General features: G+C 70.4%; 17 protein-coding genes and 1 riboswitch. Of the genes, 4 read left to right on the forward strand and 13 right to left on the reverse strand.

From position 1 onward, the window contains the following. Positions 1 to 151: 151 nt before the first annotated feature. A complete protein-coding gene (locus IE325_RS00295; RefSeq protein ID WP_190067569.1) occupies positions 152 to 757 on the forward strand; it encodes a GOLPH3/VPS74 family protein in 606 nt (201 codons plus the stop codon). A 49-nt stretch (positions 758 to 806) separates the two neighbouring features. Here IE325_RS00295 and IE325_RS00300 read toward each other — a convergent pair whose 3' ends face one another. From IE325_RS00300 to IE325_RS00325, 6 genes are all read right to left on the reverse strand, one after another. After that, the gene (locus tag IE325_RS00300) at positions 807 to 1,385 is read right to left on the reverse strand and encodes a GAF domain-containing protein (protein WP_190067570.1); all 579 of its coding nucleotides are present in this window, start codon (positions 1,383 to 1,385) and stop codon (positions 807 to 809) included. A 61-nt stretch (positions 1,386 to 1,446) separates the two neighbouring features. Beyond that, complete coding sequence (locus IE325_RS00305) at positions 1,447 to 2,046, reverse strand: GTP-binding protein (RefSeq protein WP_030956515.1); 600 nt, start codon at positions 2,044 to 2,046, stop codon at positions 1,447 to 1,449. After that, positions 2,024 to 2,395, reverse strand: coding sequence for a DUF742 domain-containing protein (locus IE325_RS00310; protein ID WP_190068460.1), 372 nt, complete (start codon positions 2,393 to 2,395; stop codon positions 2,024 to 2,026). Before IE325_RS00310 ends, IE325_RS00305 begins: the two co-directional genes overlap by 23 nt. Positions 2,396 to 2,397: 2 nt before the next feature. Continuing rightward, positions 2,398 to 2,832 (reverse strand): roadblock/LC7 domain-containing protein, encoded by a 435-nt coding sequence (locus IE325_RS00315; protein ID WP_190067571.1) that lies wholly within the window; start codon positions 2,830 to 2,832, stop codon positions 2,398 to 2,400. A 92-nt stretch (positions 2,833 to 2,924) separates the two neighbouring features. Next, the gene (locus tag IE325_RS00320) at positions 2,925 to 5,552 is read right to left on the reverse strand and encodes a sensor histidine kinase (RefSeq protein WP_373315060.1); all 2,628 of its coding nucleotides are present in this window, start codon (positions 5,550 to 5,552) and stop codon (positions 2,925 to 2,927) included. 593 nt (positions 5,553 to 6,145) lie between these two features. Next, positions 6,146 to 7,321: an MBL fold metallo-hydrolase gene (locus tag IE325_RS00325; RefSeq protein WP_190067572.1), complete on the reverse strand. Its 1,176-nt coding sequence runs from the start codon at positions 7,319 to 7,321 to the stop codon at positions 6,146 to 6,148. 233 nt (positions 7,322 to 7,554) lie between these two features. Here IE325_RS00325 and IE325_RS00330 point away from each other — a divergent pair, with 233 nt between their 5' ends. Both IE325_RS00330 and IE325_RS00335 read left to right on the forward strand, forming a co-directional pair. Further along, positions 7,555 to 8,733 (forward strand): Glu/Leu/Phe/Val dehydrogenase dimerization domain-containing protein, encoded by a 1,179-nt coding sequence (locus IE325_RS00330; RefSeq protein WP_190067573.1) that lies wholly within the window; start codon positions 7,555 to 7,557, stop codon positions 8,731 to 8,733. A 70-nt stretch (positions 8,734 to 8,803) separates the two neighbouring features. Beyond that, the gene (locus IE325_RS00335; protein WP_190067574.1) at positions 8,804 to 9,415 is read left to right on the forward strand and encodes a TetR/AcrR family transcriptional regulator; all 612 of its coding nucleotides are present in this window, start codon (positions 8,804 to 8,806) and stop codon (positions 9,413 to 9,415) included. Between the two features lie 120 nt (positions 9,416 to 9,535). On the opposite strand, the gene IE325_RS00340 is transcribed toward IE325_RS00335, so the two are convergent. The 3 genes from IE325_RS00340 to IE325_RS00350 form a co-directional block, all read right to left on the reverse strand. Next, positions 9,536 to 10,321, reverse strand: a complete 786-nt coding sequence (locus tag IE325_RS00340; RefSeq protein ID WP_190068462.1) for an SGNH/GDSL hydrolase family protein — start codon at positions 10,319 to 10,321, stop codon at positions 9,536 to 9,538. Between the two features lie 307 nt (positions 10,322 to 10,628). Next, positions 10,629 to 11,531, reverse strand: a complete 903-nt coding sequence (locus tag IE325_RS00345; RefSeq protein ID WP_190067575.1) for a M23 family metallopeptidase — start codon at positions 11,529 to 11,531, stop codon at positions 10,629 to 10,631. A gap of 4 nt (positions 11,532 to 11,535) precedes the next feature. Further along, positions 11,536 to 11,694, reverse strand: a riboswitch (cyclic di-AMP (ydaO/yuaA leader). Positions 11,695 to 12,001: 307 nt separating this feature from the next. After that, the gene (locus IE325_RS00350; protein ID WP_190067576.1) at positions 12,002 to 14,071 is read right to left on the reverse strand and encodes an alpha-galactosidase; all 2,070 of its coding nucleotides are present in this window, start codon (positions 14,069 to 14,071) and stop codon (positions 12,002 to 12,004) included. A gap of 180 nt (positions 14,072 to 14,251) precedes the next feature. Here IE325_RS00350 and IE325_RS00355 point away from each other — a divergent pair, with 180 nt between their 5' ends. Further along, positions 14,252 to 15,049 carry a tyrosine-protein phosphatase gene (locus IE325_RS00355; RefSeq protein ID WP_190067577.1) on the forward strand — a complete coding sequence of 266 codons (798 nt, stop codon included), beginning with the start codon at positions 14,252 to 14,254 and terminating at the stop codon, positions 15,047 to 15,049. 16 nt (positions 15,050 to 15,065) lie between these two features. Here the strand turns inward: IE325_RS00355 and IE325_RS00360 are convergent, their stop codons facing one another. From IE325_RS00360 to dxs, 4 genes are all read right to left on the reverse strand, one after another. After that, complete coding sequence (locus IE325_RS00360; RefSeq protein ID WP_190067578.1) at positions 15,066 to 15,185, reverse strand: DUF6126 family protein; 120 nt, start codon at positions 15,183 to 15,185, stop codon at positions 15,066 to 15,068. Continuing rightward, positions 15,182 to 15,805 carry a helix-turn-helix domain-containing protein gene (locus IE325_RS00365; protein WP_190067579.1) on the reverse strand — a complete coding sequence of 208 codons (624 nt, stop codon included), beginning with the start codon at positions 15,803 to 15,805 and terminating at the stop codon, positions 15,182 to 15,184. Before IE325_RS00365 ends, IE325_RS00360 begins: the two co-directional genes overlap by 4 nt. A 76-nt stretch (positions 15,806 to 15,881) precedes the next feature. After that, on the reverse strand, positions 15,882 to 17,267 hold the full coding sequence (locus IE325_RS00370; RefSeq protein ID WP_190067580.1) for an aspartate aminotransferase family protein: 1,386 nt from the start codon (positions 17,265 to 17,267) through the stop codon (positions 15,882 to 15,884). Beyond that, a complete protein-coding gene (dxs, locus tag IE325_RS00375) occupies positions 17,264 to 19,192 on the reverse strand; it encodes a 1-deoxy-D-xylulose-5-phosphate synthase (RefSeq protein WP_190067581.1) in 1,929 nt (642 codons plus the stop codon). The genes IE325_RS00370 and dxs overlap by 4 nt, the downstream gene beginning before the upstream one ends. Positions 19,193 to 19,197: the final 5 nt, after the last annotated feature.

Here is a 19,197-nt window from a genome sequence, read left to right on the forward strand (position 1 = left end):
GCTGAGGATCGGCCTCCCGCGCCGCATGGTGGTAATCGGCAATAGGCCGCACACCACGCGGACGGGAGCGAGAATCGGCGTAGGACACCCGGATCGCCGAGGTGGCCTGCCGCCCGCGCCCCGCACTGGGCCGACCGACCGGGAGCCGCTCATGAACACCGCACGTGACCTCGCGATAGTCGCCCTCGACATGGCGCCGGACCACACAGTGGAGCAGGGTGATCTGTCGCTCGCGCTCGCGGCGGCCGAGGTGTGCGACCTCATCGACGCCCAGGCCCTCGTCCTGGACGGCGACCTCATCGCGCCCAGCGCACAGGCCCCCACCGGCGACCGTCTGCTGGACGAGGCCGCCTCGTCACTCGTACGACAGGAGCCGTACGAGTCGGTCGGGGACTGGCTGTGGCGCCGGGGTCGCGGACTGTCCGCGGCCTATGTCGCGGATCTGGAGCGTGTGGGGCTCACGGCCCGGCCCCGGGGCCGCCGGATACCACTGCGGGCCGCGCGCACGGTGCCGGTCGACTCGGCGGCCCGTCGCCAGGCCGAGGAGCGCTGGACATCGGGGGAACCGGTGCTCACTGCCCTGGCCGGCGCTGCCGGAATCCGCGGCGACTCGACCGATGTCGCCGAGGACCTCGCCGACGAGTCGGTCACCACTGTGCTGGCCGCGGTGGGGGACGCGGTGATGGAGCTGGAGGCGGTACGGCAGCGGCGGGCGATCGAGGACGCCGCGTTCGACAATGTGTGGCGGGGCTACTAGACGAAGCAGCGGCGATCGCGAGTCGGGCGGAGCCTGGCGGAGTCTCGCGTCAGAGGATCGGCAGCCCGTCCGCCTCCCGCCGCTCCAGCCGGGTGACCAGGTCCGCCGCCGACGCCTTGATGGTCTCCAGCCCGGCTCTTCCCCAGGGGCGCGGCTCCACGTCCACGACACACACCGTGCCCAGCGCCATCCCCGTACTGTCGATGAGCGGCGCGCCCATATAGGACCGGATACCGAACTCGTCGACGATCGGATTCCCAGCGAAGCGCGGATAGTCGCAGACATCCTCCAGGACCAGCGCCTTGCGTCGCACGACCACATGGGGGCAGAACCCATGGTCTCGCTCCATGTACCGGCCCAGCTCCGGCTTGTCGTCATCGGCCCGCGTAAGAGTCACCCTGTGCCGCACATGCAGCCCTGCGAAGAACTGCCTGTTCTCGTCGATGAAGTTGACCATGGCGTACGGCGCCCCGGTGAGCTCGGCGAGACGGTCCGCGAAAACGTCGAGGGCCGGGTCGGTGTGGTCGCCAAGACCCAGCCGGAGCAGCCGCATGGCGCGGGCAGGGGCCTCCTTGTCCTCGGGGGTGAGCAGCAGGCGAGCGACCGGGTGGGGTGGGCCGTGGCTCATGGGCGGGTTCCGTCCCTGTGGGCGTACGTCATATGCGGCTCCGTGCGGGTGTGTGCGGATGTCACATGTGGGCACCATGGCTTGGCGCGGGTGCCGGTGTGTGGGCGATGAGGTGCCGTACCAGGGTCAGCAGGGTCTGCACACCGGAGCTGGAGATCCGCGCGTCACAGCGGACGATGGGGATCTCCGGGTCGAGGTCGATGGCGGCGCGCACCTCCTCCGGGTCGTACCGGTAGCCGCCGTCGAACTCGTTGATCGCGACGATGAAACCGAGGCCTCGCTGCTCGAAGAAGTCGACGGCGGCGAAGCAGTCCTCCAGGCGCCGGGTGTCGGCGAGGATCACCGCGCCGAGCGCGCCTTCCGAGAGTTCGTCCCACATGAACCAGAAGCGTTCCTGTCCGGGCGTGCCGAACAGATACAGGACATGTTCCGGATCGAGGGTGATGCGGCCGAAGTCCATGGCCACCGTCGTCTCGACCTTGTTCTCGACCCCTTCGAGGCTGTCGGTCGCTGCGCTGACCGTGGTGAGCAGTTCCTCCGTGCTGAGCGGCGCGATCTCGCTGACCGCGCCCACGAAGGTCGTCTTGCCGACCCCGAACCCTCCCGCCACCAAGATCTTCAGTGCAGTGGGGAAGGGGTCAGAGCTGTCGTCGTAGTCCATCGAGCACTGCCTCCAGAAGGGCCCGGTCAGTCGGGTTGTGGTGGAACTCGGGGGGCTTGGTGGTGAGCGCCCCGCAGTCGACGAGGTCCGACAGCAGCACCTTGGTGACCGCCGCCGGCAGCTTCAGGTGGGCGGCTGCCTCGGCGACCGAAACGGGGGCCCGGCACAGGTCGAGTGCCAGCTCGTGCTCGGGGCCGAGATAGCCGAGGGGGGTCGCCCCGGTTGCCATCACCTGCGACATGAGGTCGAGCGCGACGGTGGGCCGGGTACGGCCGTTGCTGACCGTGAAAGGGCGCACCAGCCGGCCGGCCGCATCGTCGAGCCACGGTCCGTCGCCGGCCGCGGTCACGTTCAAGGCCTCAGCGCCGAGGGTTCGACGGAGTGCTGCCGGGGCGCGGTGACCAGGTACGGGCGGACGCTCTTGACCAGCATCGCCATCTCGTAGCCCAGCACCGCCGCGTCGGCCTCGCGGCCTGCCAGCACGGCGAGACAGGTGCCGGAGCCTGCGGTGGTGACGAAGAGCAGGCTCGAGTCGAGTTCGACGACGACCTGACGCACGTCACCGCCGTCGCCGAAACGGACCCCGGCGCTGCGGCCGAGCGAGTACAGCCCGGATGCCAGCGCGGCCATGTGGTCGGCGCTGTCCGGGTCGAGGCCGTGGACCGACTTCACGAGCCCGTCGCAGGACAGGAGGACCGCGCTGGTCGTGTGCGGTACGCGCTGCACTAGGCCGCTCATCAGCCAGTCGAGATCGGAGACATGGGCGGTCGGCGCTTCGCTCGCCATGGTGGATCGACTCCTTGAGGTACGAGGGTCAGCGGGAGCGCTGGGGGTGGGGGTGGTCTTCCAGGCGGACGTCGAGCTGGTCACGGTCGTGGTCATCCGGCTGGTGTGCTCCCGTCGGGCCAGGTGGTGTGGTCGGTACCGGACTCACGCCCGGGGTACGGCTCGGTTGCGTGGGCGGCCGGGTCCATGGGCGATACCTCTATGGAGGGCCGGTTGGTCCTATGGGGCACATCCATGTGGAGGGCATCCAGGGATGTCGCGCGCAGCCGTGTGGGCTGCGGGTGATCCGTGTCGGAGGGCGAGTGTGGCGAGGGGATGTAGGCGGGTGTGGTCCCGTGGGTGGTGACGGTGTGCGCCGACTCCATGTGGCCCGCGTCGATGCCGCTCGCGTTCGTATGCCCTGAGTTCACTGGGCCTGAGGTGGCGTGGCCGGGAGCTGTGTGGCCGGGAGCTGTGTGGCCGAACGTCATGTGGTCCAGGGTTGTGTGGCCCGACGCGGTGTGGGTGGCGTCCATGTGGTGGGCATCCATGTGGGGCGCGGAGGTATGCCCCGGACCCATGTGTGCGCCACCCATAGGGCGGGACTCCACATGTCCGAGCTCTCCGAACCCCGACTCCACGGATCCACCGCCCATGTGCGCGGCACCCATGTGCTCGGCACCCATGGATCCGACGTCCACACGCCCGGCGCCCGTGGCGCCGGAGTCCATGTGGCCGATGCCCATGTGACCGGCATCAGCCTGCCCACCGTCCACGGGCCCACCCCCCACCGGCCCGTCACCCACACGTCCATCACCCACATGTCCATCAGCCACATGTCCGCCGCCCACACGCTCGGCATCCCCGCGCACCGACTCCATGTGCTGCTGCGTCTCCGCCAGCCCGATCCCCCGCTGGAATGCCGCCATCAACCCCGGATCGTGCCCGGCGAGTTGGTCGGATTCCTGGCGCGGTGCGGGACCACCGCGGAGTTGGGGTGCGATGTGTTCCTGGGCGCGGCGTCGGGGAAGTTGGGGCTTGCCCATGGTGCCGCGGACGGTGCTGACGCGTGGCGTGGGCGGTTCGACCGTGTTCTCGGCGACGAGCCGGCGTTCGTCGTGCCTGATGCCGGGCACGGCCTCAGCCGGATTGGCCCGTACGGCCCGGGCACCGCGCACGGGCAGCGGCGCCGGTCCGGTGCCGTCCACTCCTGCGACCGCTCCCCTTCCGCCGGCCTGCGGCTGCTGCCCACGCGGCGTGCCCTGCGATGCCGCGTGAGACCCGTGCGACGCCTCGGCCACACCCGGCTGCCCGCCGCTCTCAGCTCCAACCGAGCCCGCAGCGTCAACTGCCCCATGAGCGCCCACAGATCCGGCCGCCGCCCCCGACGCATGCCTTCCACGCTGCTGCTGCGTCACCGACGCCTGCTGCTGCGGACGTACCTGCGACGGAGGCTGCGGCGACACTCCCGTACCCCCCGCCCCGCGCGGCTCATGGGGCTCTTGCGCCCGCCCCGCCCCCGGGCGCGCCCCGGGTTCGCTGCCCAACAACCCCTGCGGCACGACGAGTACCGCCTGGACGCCGCCGTAGATGTTGGTCTGCAGTCGGACATGGATGCCGTGCCGCTTCGCCAGTTGGGACACGACGAACAGGCCGATGCGCCCGTCCGCGAGCAGGCTGGCGACGTTGACCTGGTCGGGGTCGGTGAGCAGGGCGTTCATCCGGTTCTGCTCGCCGACGGGCATGCCGAGCCCGCGGTCCTCGACCTCGACGGCGAGCCCCGAGGTCACGATGTTGGCGCGGAGCAGCACCTGGGTGTGCGGGGCGGAGAACACCGTGGCGTTCTCGACGAGTTCGGCGAGGAGGTGGATGACGTCGGCGACGGCGTGCCCGCGCAGGGTGCCGTCGATGGGTGGGACGAGCTTGACCCGCGAGTACTGCTCGACCTCGGCGATGGCAGAGCGCAGCACCTCGGTCATGGAAACCGGGTTGCTCCACTGACGCCGGGAGACGGCGCCGCCGAGCACGGCGAGGTTCTCCGCGTGGCGGCGGATGCGGGTGGCGAGGTGGTCGACGTGGAAGAGGCCCTTGAGCAGGTCGGGGTCCTCGATCTCGTTCTCCAGCTCGTCGAGGATGGAGATCTCGCGGTGCACGAGGGACTGGAGGCGCCGGGCCAGGTTGACGAAGACCTCGAGCTTCTGTTCGCTGCCCGTCTGGCTGGAGAGTTGGGAGGCCTGGACCACGGCGCTGACGGCTCCGTCGTGGGCGCGGGCCAGGTCGGCGGCGAGCAGTTCGAAGTCGTCGGCGCCCTCGGGTGGACCGCTGCGCACCTTGCGCTTCGGCGGTCCGTCGCCGCGTCGCAGCGTCTCCACGATGTCCCGCAGGTCGGCCTCTCCGCGTGCGCTGCTGCGGCGCAGTGCGCGGATGCGGTCGTTCACGGATCTGGCGGCGCGGTTGGCTGCCACGGCGGCGATCACGATGCCCGCGAGGGTCACCGAGATCGCTCCGGCGAGCACACCCCACAGGGTGAGGCTCGGTCGTACCTCGGCGGAGCGCACGACGAAGAGCACGGCCGCGCAGGCGCTGAGGGTCACCGCGACGGGCGGCAGCACGGCCAGTCGCAGCAGTTGGGGCCGTATATGGGTCTCGGGCAGCGCGGGAGCGGTGCGGGCAGCCGGGCGCCCGTGCCGCCCGCCCTCACGGCGGTCTGCGCGTGTGGCCGGGGCGCGTAGTTGAGACATCGGGGTCCTCGTACTGGTCCGTCGGTCGGGGCCTGGGGGCACGCGGTCTGCGCGGCCCGGGGCATGCGCCATCGCGATGTCGGTCGACGGAAGCCGACGAGAATTCGGCTATGTGTCGCCCGACGGACACTCACAGTAGTCGGCTCCGCATCAAGTGCGGTGGGCAGTTGACAAAGTCCCGCAGGCAGCGTCCCGCTCTGGTATGAGGCCTCGTACGACAGACCGATAACTCGGCCCGCCGTTCGCCCACAAGGAGCAATCGAACGATCGGTCCTGGTCAGAAGTGGTCACGAAGAAAAGTCGAGGGGCGGGGTGCTTTTCGCGCCCGCCCCTCGCAGCCCTGCCGCTCCCGCGCCCGCGACCGCCCCGGCCGGGACGATTCAGCACCCCTCGCGCCCAGCCCGCCACCCCCCAGAGCGTCACCGCCCGTAACGGCACACATGAGTCCGCGAGCGCCCGGACGCACCCCCACACGCCCCGCACGAATCAAAAGCGAAAGGGCGCGAGGAAAACCCCCGCGCCCCCTATGCCGACAAATGGCGAGGTCGCCCTACCTGACGGCCGCGCCGCCCATCTCCGAAGTGGAGGTCGCCCTATCCGACCGCCGCACCGTCCGCCTCCGAAGCGACCGGCGGCCACGCCGGCCAGCCCTCGGCGGGTGCCTCGGCCACATCCCGCCACCAGGGCGTCATGGGCGGCATCGAGGCCGGTTCGAAGGGCTCGCCGCAGCGCGGGGCCGCCAGGGTGACCCCGGCCTTGTGCGTGGCCCGCATCATCCACTCCCCCGGCTCGGCCCACGGATGGGGCGCGAGGTTGAAGGTCCCCCAGTGGATCGGCATCATCACGCCGACCGCCGGGTCGCCGCCCTGGAGGTCGAGGTGGGCCCGTACGCCCTCGTCCGGAGTCATGTGGATGTCGGGCCAGAAGTCGGAGTAGGCGCCGACCTGGATCATCGTCGCGTCGAACGGGCCGTGTTCGGCGCCGATGTCCTTGAAGCCGTCGAAGTAGCCGGTGTCGCCGCTGTGGAAGATCCGGTGCTCGTCCGAGGCGACGGACCAGGACGCCCAGAGCGTGTGCTGGGTGTTGCGCAGTCCGCGGCCGCAGAAGTGGCGGGCCGGTGTGGCGGTCAGGGTGAGCCCGCCGACCTTGGTCGCCTCGTGCCAGTCCAGCTCGCGCAGCCGGTCGGCGGACACGCCCCAGTGTTCGAGGTGGGCGCCGACGCCGAGCGGTACGGCGAAGATCGTGTCGGTGCCGGCCAGCGCCTTGATGGTGGGCATGTCGAGATGGTCGTAGTGGTCGTGCGAGATGACGACGACGTCGACAGGGCCGAGCGCGGCGAGCGGCAGCGGCACGGGGTGCAGTCGCTTGGGTCCGACGAAGGGGAACGGAGAGCAGCGCTCGCCCCACACCGGGTCGAAGAGCACGCGGTGGCCGTCGATCTCCGCGAGGATGCTGGAGTGCCCCATCCAGGTCAGGCGCAGTCCGCCCGCGGGCGGCTTGGCCAGGTCGGCGTAGGTGGTGGGGTGCACCGGCACGGTGCCCTTGGGGGCCCGGCGGGGTCGGGCCTCCTTGTCGAAATAGATCTTGGCGAACTCGAGCATCGATCCGGAGGGCCTGGTCCGGGCACCGCCCCCGGGGTTCTGGAAGACACCGTCCTTGAAGTGCGGTGATCTGCGGATGCGCGCCATGCGCTCACCGGTGGGATCCACGCCGAAGGCCTCGGGCCGCAGGGCGCGCAGCCCGGAGCTCGGGAAACGGAAACCGGCCACGGGTACCTCCAGGTGGAGTCGGTGAGTAATCCCATTATGGTCGGCCCCGCCGACACTCCCGGATACCCCCTGGCCCGGCAGGCTCAGGCGCCCCTGTGCGCCACCCCGCCACGGGAGATCCACCCCCTCCGTTGACATGTCCCCGCCTCCCTCCGATACTGACTCATCGTTCAGTAGCCGTTCGGTCCGGGGGCCATGCCCGCGGCGACCGGCCTCGACCCCGGAGCCCCCTCATGACCACCCCTCTGCTGTCGCTCACCTGGACCGACCACGTCACCGGCCGCCAGGGGTTCCTGGTGATCGACCGGCTGGTACGCGGCGTGGCCAGCGGCGGGCTGCGGATGCGGCCGGGCTGCACACTGGACGAGGTCACCGGGCTGGCTCGCGGCATGAGCATGAAGGAAGCCCTGCACTACGACCCCGAGGCGCGTTACGTCCCCCTCGGCGGCGCGAAGGGCGGCATCGACTGCGATCCCCGGGATCCGGAGGCGTACGGGCTCCTGGTGCGCTATCTGCGGACCATGCGGCCGTATATCGAGAGCTTCTGGACCACGGGCGAGGATCTCGGTCTCTCCCAGGACGTGGTCGACCGGGCGGCGGCCGAGGCGGGGCTGGTCTCGTCCGTCCAGGCCGTGTATCCGCTGCTCGACGACGAGGTGGTGGCCCGGCGGCGGCTCGCGGAGGCCTTCGCGGTCGAGGTGGACGGCATCGGGCTCGACGAACTGGTCGGTGGCTGCGGGGTCGCGGAATCGGTGCTGACCGCTCTGGACCGGGCCGGTGTGCCGTACTGGCGGACGAGGGTCGCCGTGCAGGGCCTGGGGACGATGGGCGGGGCCACGGCACGCTTCCTCACGCGCGCCGGGCTCACCGTCGTGGCCGTCGCCGACATCAAGGGCACGATCGCCAATCCGGCGGGGCTCGACGTCGAGGCGCTGCTGGCCACGCGGGACGCCCATGGCACCGTCGACCGGGCCGCGTTGCGCTCCGGTGACCGTGAACTGCCTGGTGACGCCTGGCTGTCGGCCGAGGCGGAGGTGCTGGTCCCGGCGGCCGTGTCGTATGTGATCGACGCCTCCAACCAGGGGCGCGTCACGGCTCGTTGGATCGCCGAGGCGGCCAATATGCCGGTACGGTCCGACGCGGAGGAGCTGCTGGCCGCGCGGGGCGTGACCGTGCTGCCGGACGTGGTGGTCAACTCGGCGACGAACGCCTGGTGGTGGTGGACGCTGTTCGGGGACATCGGGCCGGCCGCCGATGAGGCGTTCACCCACATCCGGCGTTCGATGCGCGCCTTGACCGACCTGACGCTGTCCCGCGCGGAGGCCGACGGGACGGCACCGCGGTCCGCCGCGCACGCGATCGCGGCGGACCGGCTGCCGGTGATCACGGAGCGGTTCGGCCGGTACCGGTGACTGAGCTGACTCGCCCCCCGCCGGCGCCCGCGCCAGGTACCGGCCCTCGGCGAGGCTCTAGGGTGACGACGTGGCAAGAGTGCGGTTGAGCGTGGCGGAGCGGCGTGAGGAATTGCTGCGTGCCGCCGTCGAACAGATAGAGGAGCGGGGCGTCGCGGCGGTCAGGATCGCCGACGTGGCCTCGGTGCTCGGTGTGAGCAACGCGCTGGTGCTGTATCACTTCGCCACCAAGGAGAAGCTGGTGGCGGCCGCGTTCACTCATGCGGCGCAAGGCGACCTGGCTCATCTGCGCAAGCTGCTGGGCCGCCGTACGACGGCGCTGCGACGGCTGCGGGCGGCCGTGCGCTGGTACGCGCCGACCGGCCAGGCCAAGGGCTGGCGGCTGTGGATCGAGGGCTGGGCGGCGGCGCTGCGCGAGCCCGCCCTGCAGGAGGTCGCTCGCGATCTCGACCGGCAGTGGAAGGCGGCCCTCACCGAGGTCATCGCCGAGGGCGTGGCCTCGGAGGAGTTCCGCTGCCCGGACCCCGCCGGCACGGCCCTGCGCCTGACGGCCCTGCTCGATGGGCTCGCCGTACAGCTGACGTCGTACCCGGGCGGGGTGTCACGCGCGCGTGCCCAGGAGTGGGTGGACGAGGCGCTGGCCCGTGAACTGGGCCTGGAGCGGGCGGCGTTGACTCGATAGGGCCGCGGTGGACGGAACACCGAGTTCCGGGCCGTACCGATCGGGTGTCGATACGGCCCGGACGTGCCGGTCACTCGTGCGTACGGCCCTCCAGCCACCGACCACTCGTGACCACCGTGTTCAAGCCACCGACCGGATCCGCATCTTGATGTCGTCGGGCGACATCGCGCCCTTGGCGGTCACATGGTCCCCCGACGACTCGCCGCGCAGTCGTCGGCCGATCCATGGCACCAGGTACTCGCGCGCCCAGTGCACGTCGTCCCGGCGGACCTCCAGGGTGCCGCGGGGCGGGAGGGGCGGCCAGGGCTGGTCCGGGTCCGCGGGGATCTCCAGGCCGAGCACCTGGCCCGCGCGCAGCGCCACGCGTGTGTGCCCCTCGGGAGACAGGTGGAGCCGGTCGTCGTCCCAGGCGCGGCGGTCCTGAACGGTCTTCAGGGACCACAGGTCGAGCACCGGGCAGCCGTACCGGTCGGCGATGGCCCGCACATGACCGTTGTACGTGGCGATCTTGCCGCGCAGATGCTTGAGCACGGGTACGCCACGAGTGTCGAAGCCGGTCGTCACCATGACGGTGCCGATGGCGGAGGTGAGCCGGATGATCGCCCGTTCGAAGCGCTCGGCCACCTCGTCGGGGTCGGTTCCGGGTCGGATGATGTCGTTGCCGCCCGCGCAGAACGAGACCAGGTCCGGGGCCAGTTCGACGGCCTTGGGGAGCTGGTCCTCGACGATCTGGTCGAGAAGTCTGCCGCGCACGGCGAGGTTGGTGTAGTCGAAGTCGCCCTCGGGGAGCCGGTCCGCGAGCAGGACCGCGAAACGGTCCGCCCAGCCGACGAACGCCCCGTCGGGGCCGGGGTCGCCGACGCCCTCGGTGAAGCTGTCCCCCACCGCGACGTACGACCCGATCACTGATCTGCTGTCACTCTTCGAATCGTCTGCCACGTCGGGACATGATTCACCTTCGAATGTGACTTACGCGACCGTAGGAAAGGGTTGACGAGCGGTGAGATAAGCCACTCCCCAAGTGTTTCCCAAACCAGGAATAACCCTCTGAGCAGGGGTGTTGTGCGCGCAACACTGCGCACATCGCGCACATCGCGCACACTGCGCACACCGCGCACACCGCGCACACCGCGCACACCGAAGGCCGGACCCGGGGATCGAGGTCCGGCCTTCGGCCGTGTGTCAGGCAGATGACCGCCGCGCGGGGTGGTCGTCAGCCGATGCCGACGCCCTTGGAGAGGAGGTAGGCGACCGGGTCGATGTCCGAGCCGTAGTCCGGCGTGGTGCGGATCTCGAAGTGCAGGTGCGGTCCGGTGACATTGCCGGTGGCGCCGGAGAGGCCGATCTGCTGGCCCGCGGTCACGGCCTGGCCGGCCGAGACGGAGAGCGAGGACAGGTGGGCGTACTGCGCGTAGTGGCCGTCCTCGAGCTGGATGACGACCTGGTTGCCGTAGGCGCCGCCCCAGCCGGCCGAGACGACGGTGCCCGCGCCGACCGCCTTGAGCGGAGTGCCGGTCGCGGCGGCGAAGTCGACACCCGTGTGGTAGCCGCTGGACCACATGCTGCCGGCCACCTTGTAGCCGGTGCCGAGGGAGGCGCCGGACAGCGGGGCGGAGAAGCCGTTGACGGTGCTGGCGGTGTCAGCGGCCGTCGACGCCTTCGGCGCGGCGGACTTCGGGGCGCTCGACGGCTTCGACTCGGAGGGCGACGACTTGGGGGTGCTCGTCGCGGCCTTCTTGCCGCCGATCGTGAGCTTCTGGCCGGGGCGGATCAGCGAGGGGTCCTCGCCGACGACCGTGCGGTTGTCGGCGTAGAGCCGCTTCCAGCCACCGCTGACGTTCTGCTCGTCGGCGATCTTCGAGAGATAGTCGCCGACCTTCACCGAATAGGTCCGCACACCGGTCTTCTTGTCGGCGGCCTTCTTCGGGGCGGCCTTCTGGCCGGCGACCTGAAGGGATTGAACGGCCTTTTCCGAAACGGACTGCGAGGGAGCGGCGTGGGCGCCGGTGGCCCCCATGAGCGGAAGAGCGAGAGCGGCGCCACCGGTTCCGGCGACGGCGATGGAGCGGGTGAAGCGCAGGGACTTCGGGCGGCGGTGCTTACCCTTCGCGGGCATGGCGAATTCCTCTCCGGCGCCTGCGAGGTGAGCTGTCGGGTGCGGGCTGGAGATGCCCGGCCGCGTGGGGACGCGACTTGACCCCAAGCCTGTTCCAGAGACCGGATCAGGCGGTTCTACCTGTGGGTCCCCCGCTCCTGCCATGGTCGGGTGAGTTAGCGCGGGTTCCGGTCGGCGGCAGGATTAGGCGTCCGTCCGGATTGGTTGGGAACGTAAGCGAGGAAGACGCACGGGAACAAGTGAGAGGTTCCGTCCGAATGCGTTCCTGTTGATCCCTTGTGGGAATTACCGGTCACCCTCCGTGCATTTATGGGGCGTCGCCCGACTCAAAGCCCCTTGAAAAGCGCATGAATTACGTGAACATGACGGGCGACGCACGGTCACGAATATGACGCTCCTCACGTGACACTGCTCCAGCTTCCTTTGCCGCAGAGCGAGTTGGAATGAAGGCGCCAATTCGGACAGAAACCCTAGATACGACGGAGGCGAATAACCGTCGCATCCAGGTCACCCCGCAGGCCGACATGAAGTCCGTGATGCACCAGTACGGCACCTCGGTGAATTTCGCCCGTTTCAAGGCATTGGTACGCAGCTGTCGGGTCGAGGCCGTGCAGCCGCAGGGCCGGCAGGGGCTCGCCGTAGCTCTGGGCCTGGAGCCAGGCGAGGACGACCGTCTCGTCCCCGAGGACGTACTGCACCGCGCTCAGCCCGCCCGTGGGCGGCCGCAGCCGGTAGAGGTCGCCGCGCTGCACCAGCGGGCGGATCTCCTTGTAGAGCGCCACCCACTCCCGGGCCTCGGCGAGTTCCTCCTCGGTCCAGCGCGAGAGGTCGCCGCCGACCCCGAGGACCCCGGCCATGGCGCTGACGAAGCGGAAGCGCAGCGAGCTGGCACGGTGGTTGAGCATGGCGTTCGGGCTGTCGGTGACCCAGGCGGCCATGGCCCGCGCGGGGTGGATCTGGCTGAAGCCGTGCTGGATGGCGAGCCGGTCCAGGGGGTCGGTGTTGTCCGAGGTCCACACCTGGTCCGTACGGCCGAGAATGCCGAGGTCGATGCGTCCGCCGCCGCCCGAGCAGGACTCGAAGGCGACCCCGGGGTGCGCGGCGCGCAGCCGGTCGAGCAGGGCGTACAGGCCCCGCACATGGTCCACCCAGAGGCGTTGCGGGTAGGGCTCGCCGGGCCAGCCCGCGTCGGTGAAGGGGCGGTTGAAGTCCCACTTCACATAGTCGATCGGGGCACTGGAGAGGAGCCCGTCGAGCTGCTCCCAGAGGTACTCCTGGACGTCCTCACGCGCGAGGTTCAGTACGAGCTGATTGCGGAATTCCGTACGCTTTCGTCCCGTTTGATGCTGCGCCCAGTCCGGGTGGGCGCGGTACAGCTCGCTGTCCGGATTGACCATTTCCGGTTCGACCCAGATACCGAACCGCATGCCGAGCGCGTGCACATACTCGGCGAGCGGCTTCAGGCCCGAGGGGAAGCGGTCGGGGTTTGGCGTCCAGTCGCCGAGCCCGGCGCGGTCGCTGGTGCGCGTGCCGAACCAGCCGTCGTCGACCACGAACAGCTCGACGCCGATGGCCGCGGCCCGCCGCGCGAGGAGGCTCTGCTGCTCCTCGGAGATGTCGAACTCGGTCGCCTCCCAGGAGTTGAACAGCACCGGCCGGTCCCGGTCCGCGTCCGGGATCACATACGCGCGCTGGTACGCGTGCCAGGCCCGGCTCGCCCCGCCGAAGCCGCCGTCGCTCCACAGGCCGGCGAAGACGGGCGTCGTGAAGGACTCCCCCGTCGCGAGGCGCAGCAGGCCCGAGTCGTCGTGTCCGGCACCGCCGGTGATCTGCACGCGCGCGTCCGGGAGTTGGGCCACGGCGATACGCCAGGACCCGGACCAGCCGAGGGCGCAGCCGTAGACCTCGCCGCGTTCCTCGGTGGCGTCCGTGTCGAGCGCGACCCAGGGCAGGTGCTGGTGCCCGGTGTGGCCGCGGCGGCTGCCGATGACCTTCTCACCGTAGGTGAGGGGAGCCCGCGCCAGCCGGGACTCGGCGCCCCAGCGGCCGTGCAGCTGGGACAGCCGCCAGTCCTCCCGGTCGGGCAGCGTCCAGGTGGCCGAGTCGGCGCGCAGCAGCTCCAGGGCGGGCCCCTGGTTGTCCAGGGTCGCCCAGCGCTCCACGACGTCCCCGCGCATCCGGTAATGCAGGGTGACGTTCAGCCCGCCGTCACGAAAGCGCAACCGCAGCTCGTCACCCTCGGTCTCGTACCGCTCGAAACCCCACTCGGTGCCGCGCCGCTCCTCGGTGCGCACCGACAGGGCGGGCCGTACGAAGCGGGGGCCGCCCTCGACGGGGTATTCCTCGCGTCCGTCGAGCGGGGACTCGAAGGGCCGGTACTCCGGCAGCGGGCGTACGGCGAGGGCCTCGGCGTCGGCGAGCGCGATCCGGGGTCCCCAGTGCAGGTGCAGCAGTTCGTCGGCGTCGGTCAGGTGGACGGCGTAGCTGCTGGTCGGCCCGGTGAGGAGCCAGGTACGGCCGTGGTCGGAGATCTCCAGCATCAAGCCCCCACAGAGACGAACAGGCGCGATCAAGTACCAACATCATCAAGGGTTGATCGGCCCCACGGCAACGCCTGTGGACAACTCATTGCCCCAGGAATCCATGTCGTATGGTCGAGAGCGCACCCCGTCGGCCGCATCGCCGAGCCGCGCCGCCGGGGCCGACCGGGAGGAGCCCCCGTGACGCAGCAGATCCCGTCGACCGAGCCCGAACTGGCCGGGGTTCGCAACTTCCGTGATGTGGGCGGCCTGCCCACGGTGGACGGACGACGGGTGCGCCATGGAGTGCTGTTCCGCAGCGGCCACCTCGCGCACGCGACCGCCGAGGACGCCGCTTTCCTCGACTCCCTGGGGCTGCACACGGTCTTCGACTTCCGTAACGCGGCCGACCAGAAGCTGGAGGGGCCGGACGTCGAGCTGCCGGGCGTGCGCAATGTGAACCTGCCGCTGTCGGACCCGGCGGACGGCGCGGAGTTCTGGAAGATGGTCCGGGACGGCGATCTCGACCAGCTGCGCGCGATCCTGGCCGACGGCAAGGGCGCGAACCGGATGATCGTCTCCTACCGTTCGATCATCAAGGAGCGCACCGGCGAGCACTCCCAGGTGCTGCACTCCCTCGCCGAGGACAGCGTGCCGGCGCTGATGCACTGCGCGGCCGGCAAGGACCGCGCGGGTCTGTCCATCGCCGTGACGCTGCTGGCCCTCGGCGTCGAGCGGGAGGCGATCGTCACCGACTACCTGGAGTCCAACGCCAAACACCGCCGCTACAAGGTGCGCCGCAGCGGCAGCGGCGCCTCCGCCTACTCGCCCGAGGTCATGGAGCTGCTCAGCCCGCTGTTCGACGCGCGGGCCGAATATCTGACGGCGGCGTTCGAGACGATCGAGGAGACGTGGGGCGGCGTCGACACCTACCTGGAGCAGGGTCTGCGGCTGTCACCGGAGTCCCGGGAGCTGCTGCGGGAGCGGCTGCTCGACTGAGGCGGCGCGCCCCGGCCTACTTCGCGCCCGCCTCGAACAGGAAGTAGATGAAGGCGGCGAAGAGATGCCCCACCGCGATGTAGATGATCAGCCGGATCCACAGCGCGCGCGGGAACCTGTCCTCGGTGTTGCTCATGGCGTGACTCCAGGGGTGGGGCCCAGGCACAGCGTGGCCGTGGGGCTCTGCAGCAGGGTGTGGACGAACAGCAGCTCGACCCCGCCCTCGTCCTGGGCGGCGATGCGGTGCGGGGTGAGTGAGTCGAAGTGCGCGCTGTCTCCGGGCGCGAGCCGGTGCGTGGTGTCCCCGAGGCGCAGCCGCAGCCGCCCCTGGAGGACGTAGAGCCACTCCTCGCCGGCGTGCACGCGCACGATGTCGCCCTGCGAGCCGTGCGGCACATGGACACGCAGGGCCTGCATCCCGCGCCCGTGCGCGCCCGCCTGCCAGTAGGTCCAGCCACCGGCCGCGGTCGGTTCCATGTCACCGGCGCGCACTACGGCGTCCCGCTCGGCGACCGTCTCGCCGAGCAGCTCGGAGACCGTCGTACCGTAGATACGCGCGAGTGCGAGCAGCATCGGCAGTGAGGGCTGGCGCTGCCCGGTCTCCAGGCGGGAGAGGTGGGCGGGTGACAGTCCGGCGGCGCGGGCCGCTGCCTCCAGGGTGAGGGCGGCTCGGCGGCGCAGGGCGCGGAGCTGGGGTGCGACGACGGGCAGGGCGACCTCGTGTTCCGCCGAGGGCTCCGTCTCGGAAGAGCTCATGCCTCCATTCAGCCGGACCTTTGCCTCTGAGGCAAATTTATTGCCTCAGAGGCAAAGCCCCTCGGTCACGCTCACCTCACCGATTGGCGACCGCCTGCTTGACCAGCGTCTTTCCGAAGTCCCACATCAGCCCGCCCCCGCTGTGCGCGTCGTCCATCACATCGGTGAAGGCGTCGACGAACCGGTCCACCTCCCGCTCCCCGATGACGAGCGGCGGGATGAGCTTGATCACCTCCAGGTGGTCGCCGGAGACCTGGGTGAGGATCCGGTGCCGCTGCAGCAGCGGTACGACGACCATCTGGGCGAACAATCCCTTGCGCGCGGCCTGCAGCATGCTCCAACGGCTGCGCAGCCCCAGCGACTTGGGCCGCCCGAATTCGATGCCGATCATCAGGCCCCGGCCGCGGACGTCGGCGAGCAGCTCGTACTTGTCGATCAGCGCCGCGAGCCGGGACCTCAGCTGCTCCCCGGTCGCCCGCGCGTTCGCGACGGTCTGCTCGTTCTCCATCACCGACAGCACGGCGAGTCCGGCCGCCATGGCCTGTGCGTTGGAACCGAAGCTCGCCGAGTGGACGAGCACGCGGTCCATGGACGAGTAGACCTTCTTGAAGATCCAGTCCTTGCCGAGGGTGGCCCCCACCGGCACATAGCCCCCGGAAAGCGCCTTGGCGACGCACACCAGGTCCGGCTCGACGCCCTCCTCGTGCTGGTAGGCGTAGAAGTCGCCGGTCCGGCCAAGGCCCGTCTGCACCTCGTCGGCGATGAGCAGCGCCTTGTGCTTGCGCAGCAGTTCCTGGGCGGCCCGCAGATAGCCGGGCGGGGTCTCGTGCACGCCCTTGCCCTGGACGGGTTCGACGATCAGGGCGGCGACGTCGCCCTTCTTCAGCTCCCGCGCCAGGGCGTCCAGATCGCCGAGCGGAACGGCCGTGTCGGGCAGGAGGGGCGCGAAGCCGTCCCGGAAGCCGGACTCGCCGTTGACCGACAGAGAGCCCGTGGTCAGCCCGTGGAAGGCGTGGTCGCAGTACAGCACCCTCGGCCTGCCGGTGACGAACCGCGCGAACTTCAGCGCCGTCTCCACCGCCTCCGTCCCGCTGTTGCCGAAGAACACCCGGTCCAGGTGCGGGCTGTGCGCGAGGAGCCGCTCCGCCAGCAGCCCGGGCAGCGGCTGGCAGTCGAAGCGGGTGAGGTCGGCGAGCTGGGCGTCGAGGACGTCGTGCAGCGCCTTGCGGACGACGGGGTGGTGGCGTCCCAGGCCCATCACCCCGAACCCGGCGAGCATGTCCAGGTAGTCGTCGCCGTCCGCGTCCCAGAAGTAGGCGCCCTCGGCCCGCTCGTAGACCTTGTCGAAGCCGATGGTGTGCAGCATGCGCGGGAGCTGGTGGTTCAGATACTTCGAGTGCAGCTCATAGCGCTCGGCTCCGCGCTCGGCGAGGAGGGCGCCGAGGTCGAACTCGCTCGTCATTCGGCTTTCTCCTTGACTGGCGCGACGATACGACGCACCTGGCCGCCGTCGGCTTCCTTGAGCGCCAGGCTCGCGCTGATCCGCCCGGCGACCTCCACCGGCGTCAGCCCTATGTCCGCGAGCACCTCGCCCCGCTTGGCGTGCGCGAGGAACTGCTCCGGGATCCCGAACCGCCGCACCGGCACATCCACATCGGCGTCGCCCAGCGCCAGCGCCACGGCCGAGCCCACCCCCGACGAGCGGCTGTTGTCCTCGACGACGGCCACCAGCCGGTGCTGTGCGGCGAGGGGCGCGAGCGCCGGGTCGACGGGCTTCACCCACCGCGGGTCGACGACGGTGCAGTTGATGCCGCGGGCCTGGAGCAGCTCGGCCGCCTGGAGGCACACCGGGGCCATCACACCGACGGCGACGAGCAGCACGTCCGGCTCACCGGCGTCGCGGTGCAGCACGTCCAGCCCGCCCACCCGGTCGACCGCCGGGATCGACGGCCCGACGGACTCCTTCGGGAACCGTACGAGTGTCGGCGCGTCGTCGCAGGCCACAGCCTCGCGCAGCTGTGCCCGCAGTTGGTCGGCGTCACGCGGCGCGGCGATCCGAAGACCGGGCACGACCTGGAGGATCGACATGTCCCACATGCCGTTGTGGGAGGCACCGTCGGCGCCCGTGACGCCGGCCCGGTCCAGTACGAACGTCACTCCGCAGCGGTGCAGCGCGACGTCCATCAGGAGCTGGTCGAAGGCACGGTTGAGGAAGGTGGCGTAGATGGCGACGACCGGGTGCAGCCCGCCCGTCGCGAGGCCCGCCGCCGACACGGCCGCGTGCTGCTCGGCGATCCCGACGTCCCAGACCCGGTCCGGGAACCGCTCGGCGAACTTGCCGAGCCCGACGGGGTGCAGCATGGCCGCCGTGATCGCGACGACGTCCTCCCGCTCCTCCCCGATCCGCACGATCTCCTCGCCGAACACCGACGTCCAGGACGGCCCACCCGAGGGGGCGAGCGGCTCGCAGGTCAGCGGGTCCATCACGCCGACGGTGTGGAAGTGGTCCTCCTCGTGGGCGAGGGCGGGTTCATAGCCGCGCCCCTTCTCCGTGAGGCAGTGGATCAGCACCGGCCCGTGGAAGCGTTTCGCGCGCCTCAGCGCGGACTCGACGGCCCCGATGTCGTGCCCGTCGATGGGACCGACGTACTTCAGTCCCAGATCCTCGAACATGCCCTGCGGCGCGAAGGCGTCCTTGAACCCCTTCTTCGCGCCGTGCAGGGACTCGTAGATCGTGCCGCCGACGATCGGCGTCCGCAGGAGGACGTCCTTGCCCCAGGCCAGGACCTTCTCGTAGCTGTCCGTCGTCCGCAGGGTCGCCAGGTGGTTGGCGAGGCCACCGATGGTCGGCGCGTACGACCGTTCGTTGTCGTTGACGACGATGATCAGCGGCCGGTCCTTGGCGGCCGCGATGTTGTTCAGCGCCTCCCAGGCCATGCCGCCGGTCAGCGCCCCGTCGCCGATCACCGCGACGACGTGCCCCTTCTCCCCCTGCACCTGGCGGGCCTTGGCGAGCCCGTCGGCCCAGCCGAGCGCGGTCGAGGCGTGACTGTTCTCGACGATGTCGTGCTCGGACTCCTCGCGCGAGGGGTAGCCGGACAGGCCGCCCTTGCCGCGCAGCTTGGAGAAGTCCTGGCGCCCGGTCAGCAGCTTGTGCACATAGCTCTGATGGCCGGTGTCCCAGACGATGCGGTCGACCGGCGACTCGAAGACCCGGTGGAGCGCGATGGACAGTTCCACCACCCCCAGGTTGGGCCCGAGGTGTCCGCCGGTCCTGGCGACCGCGTGCACCAGGAACTCCCTGATCTCTTCGGACAGTTCGCGAAGATCCGTCTCGGACAGCGCCTTCAGGTCGCGTGGTCCCCGGATGCTCTCCAGAATCGTCACGCTCG

Origin of the sequence: Streptomyces lanatus (assembly GCF_014655715.1) — a bacterium.
Lineage (GTDB): Bacteria > Actinomycetota > Actinomycetes > Streptomycetales > Streptomycetaceae > Streptomyces > Streptomyces lanatus.

Coding starts and splice junctions, on each gene's coding strand:
- IE325_RS00350 (WP_190067576.1), bottom strand. CDS start 14,071: ATGCTGGAGATCTCCGACCACGGCCGTACCTGGCTCCTCACCGGGCCG.
- IE325_RS00345 (WP_190067575.1), bottom strand. CDS start 11,531: ATGCCCGCGAAGGGTAAGCACCGCCGCCCGAAGTCCCTGCGCTTCACC.
- IE325_RS00315 (WP_190067571.1), bottom strand. CDS start 2,832: ATGGCGAGCGAAGCGCCGACCGCCCATGTCTCCGATCTCGACTGGCTG.
- IE325_RS00330 (WP_190067573.1), top strand. CDS start 7,555: ATGACCACCCCTCTGCTGTCGCTCACCTGGACCGACCACGTCACCGGC.
- IE325_RS00370 (WP_190067580.1), bottom strand. CDS start 17,267: ATGACGAGCGAGTTCGACCTCGGCGCCCTCCTCGCCGAGCGCGGAGCC.
- IE325_RS00320 (WP_373315060.1), bottom strand. CDS start 5,552: ATGTCTCAACTACGCGCCCCGGCCACACGCGCAGACCGCCGTGAGGGC.
- IE325_RS00300 (WP_190067570.1), bottom strand. CDS start 1,385: ATGAGCCACGGCCCACCCCACCCGGTCGCTCGCCTGCTGCTCACCCCC.
- IE325_RS00305 (WP_030956515.1), bottom strand. CDS start 2,046: ATGGACTACGACGACAGCTCTGACCCCTTCCCCACTGCACTGAAGATC.
- IE325_RS00295 (WP_190067569.1), top strand. CDS start 152: ATGAACACCGCACGTGACCTCGCGATAGTCGCCCTCGACATGGCGCCG.
- IE325_RS00360 (WP_190067578.1), bottom strand. CDS start 15,185: ATGAGCAACACCGAGGACAGGTTCCCGCGCGCGCTGTGGATCCGGCTG.
- IE325_RS00365 (WP_190067579.1), bottom strand. CDS start 15,805: ATGAGCTCTTCCGAGACGGAGCCCTCGGCGGAACACGAGGTCGCCCTG.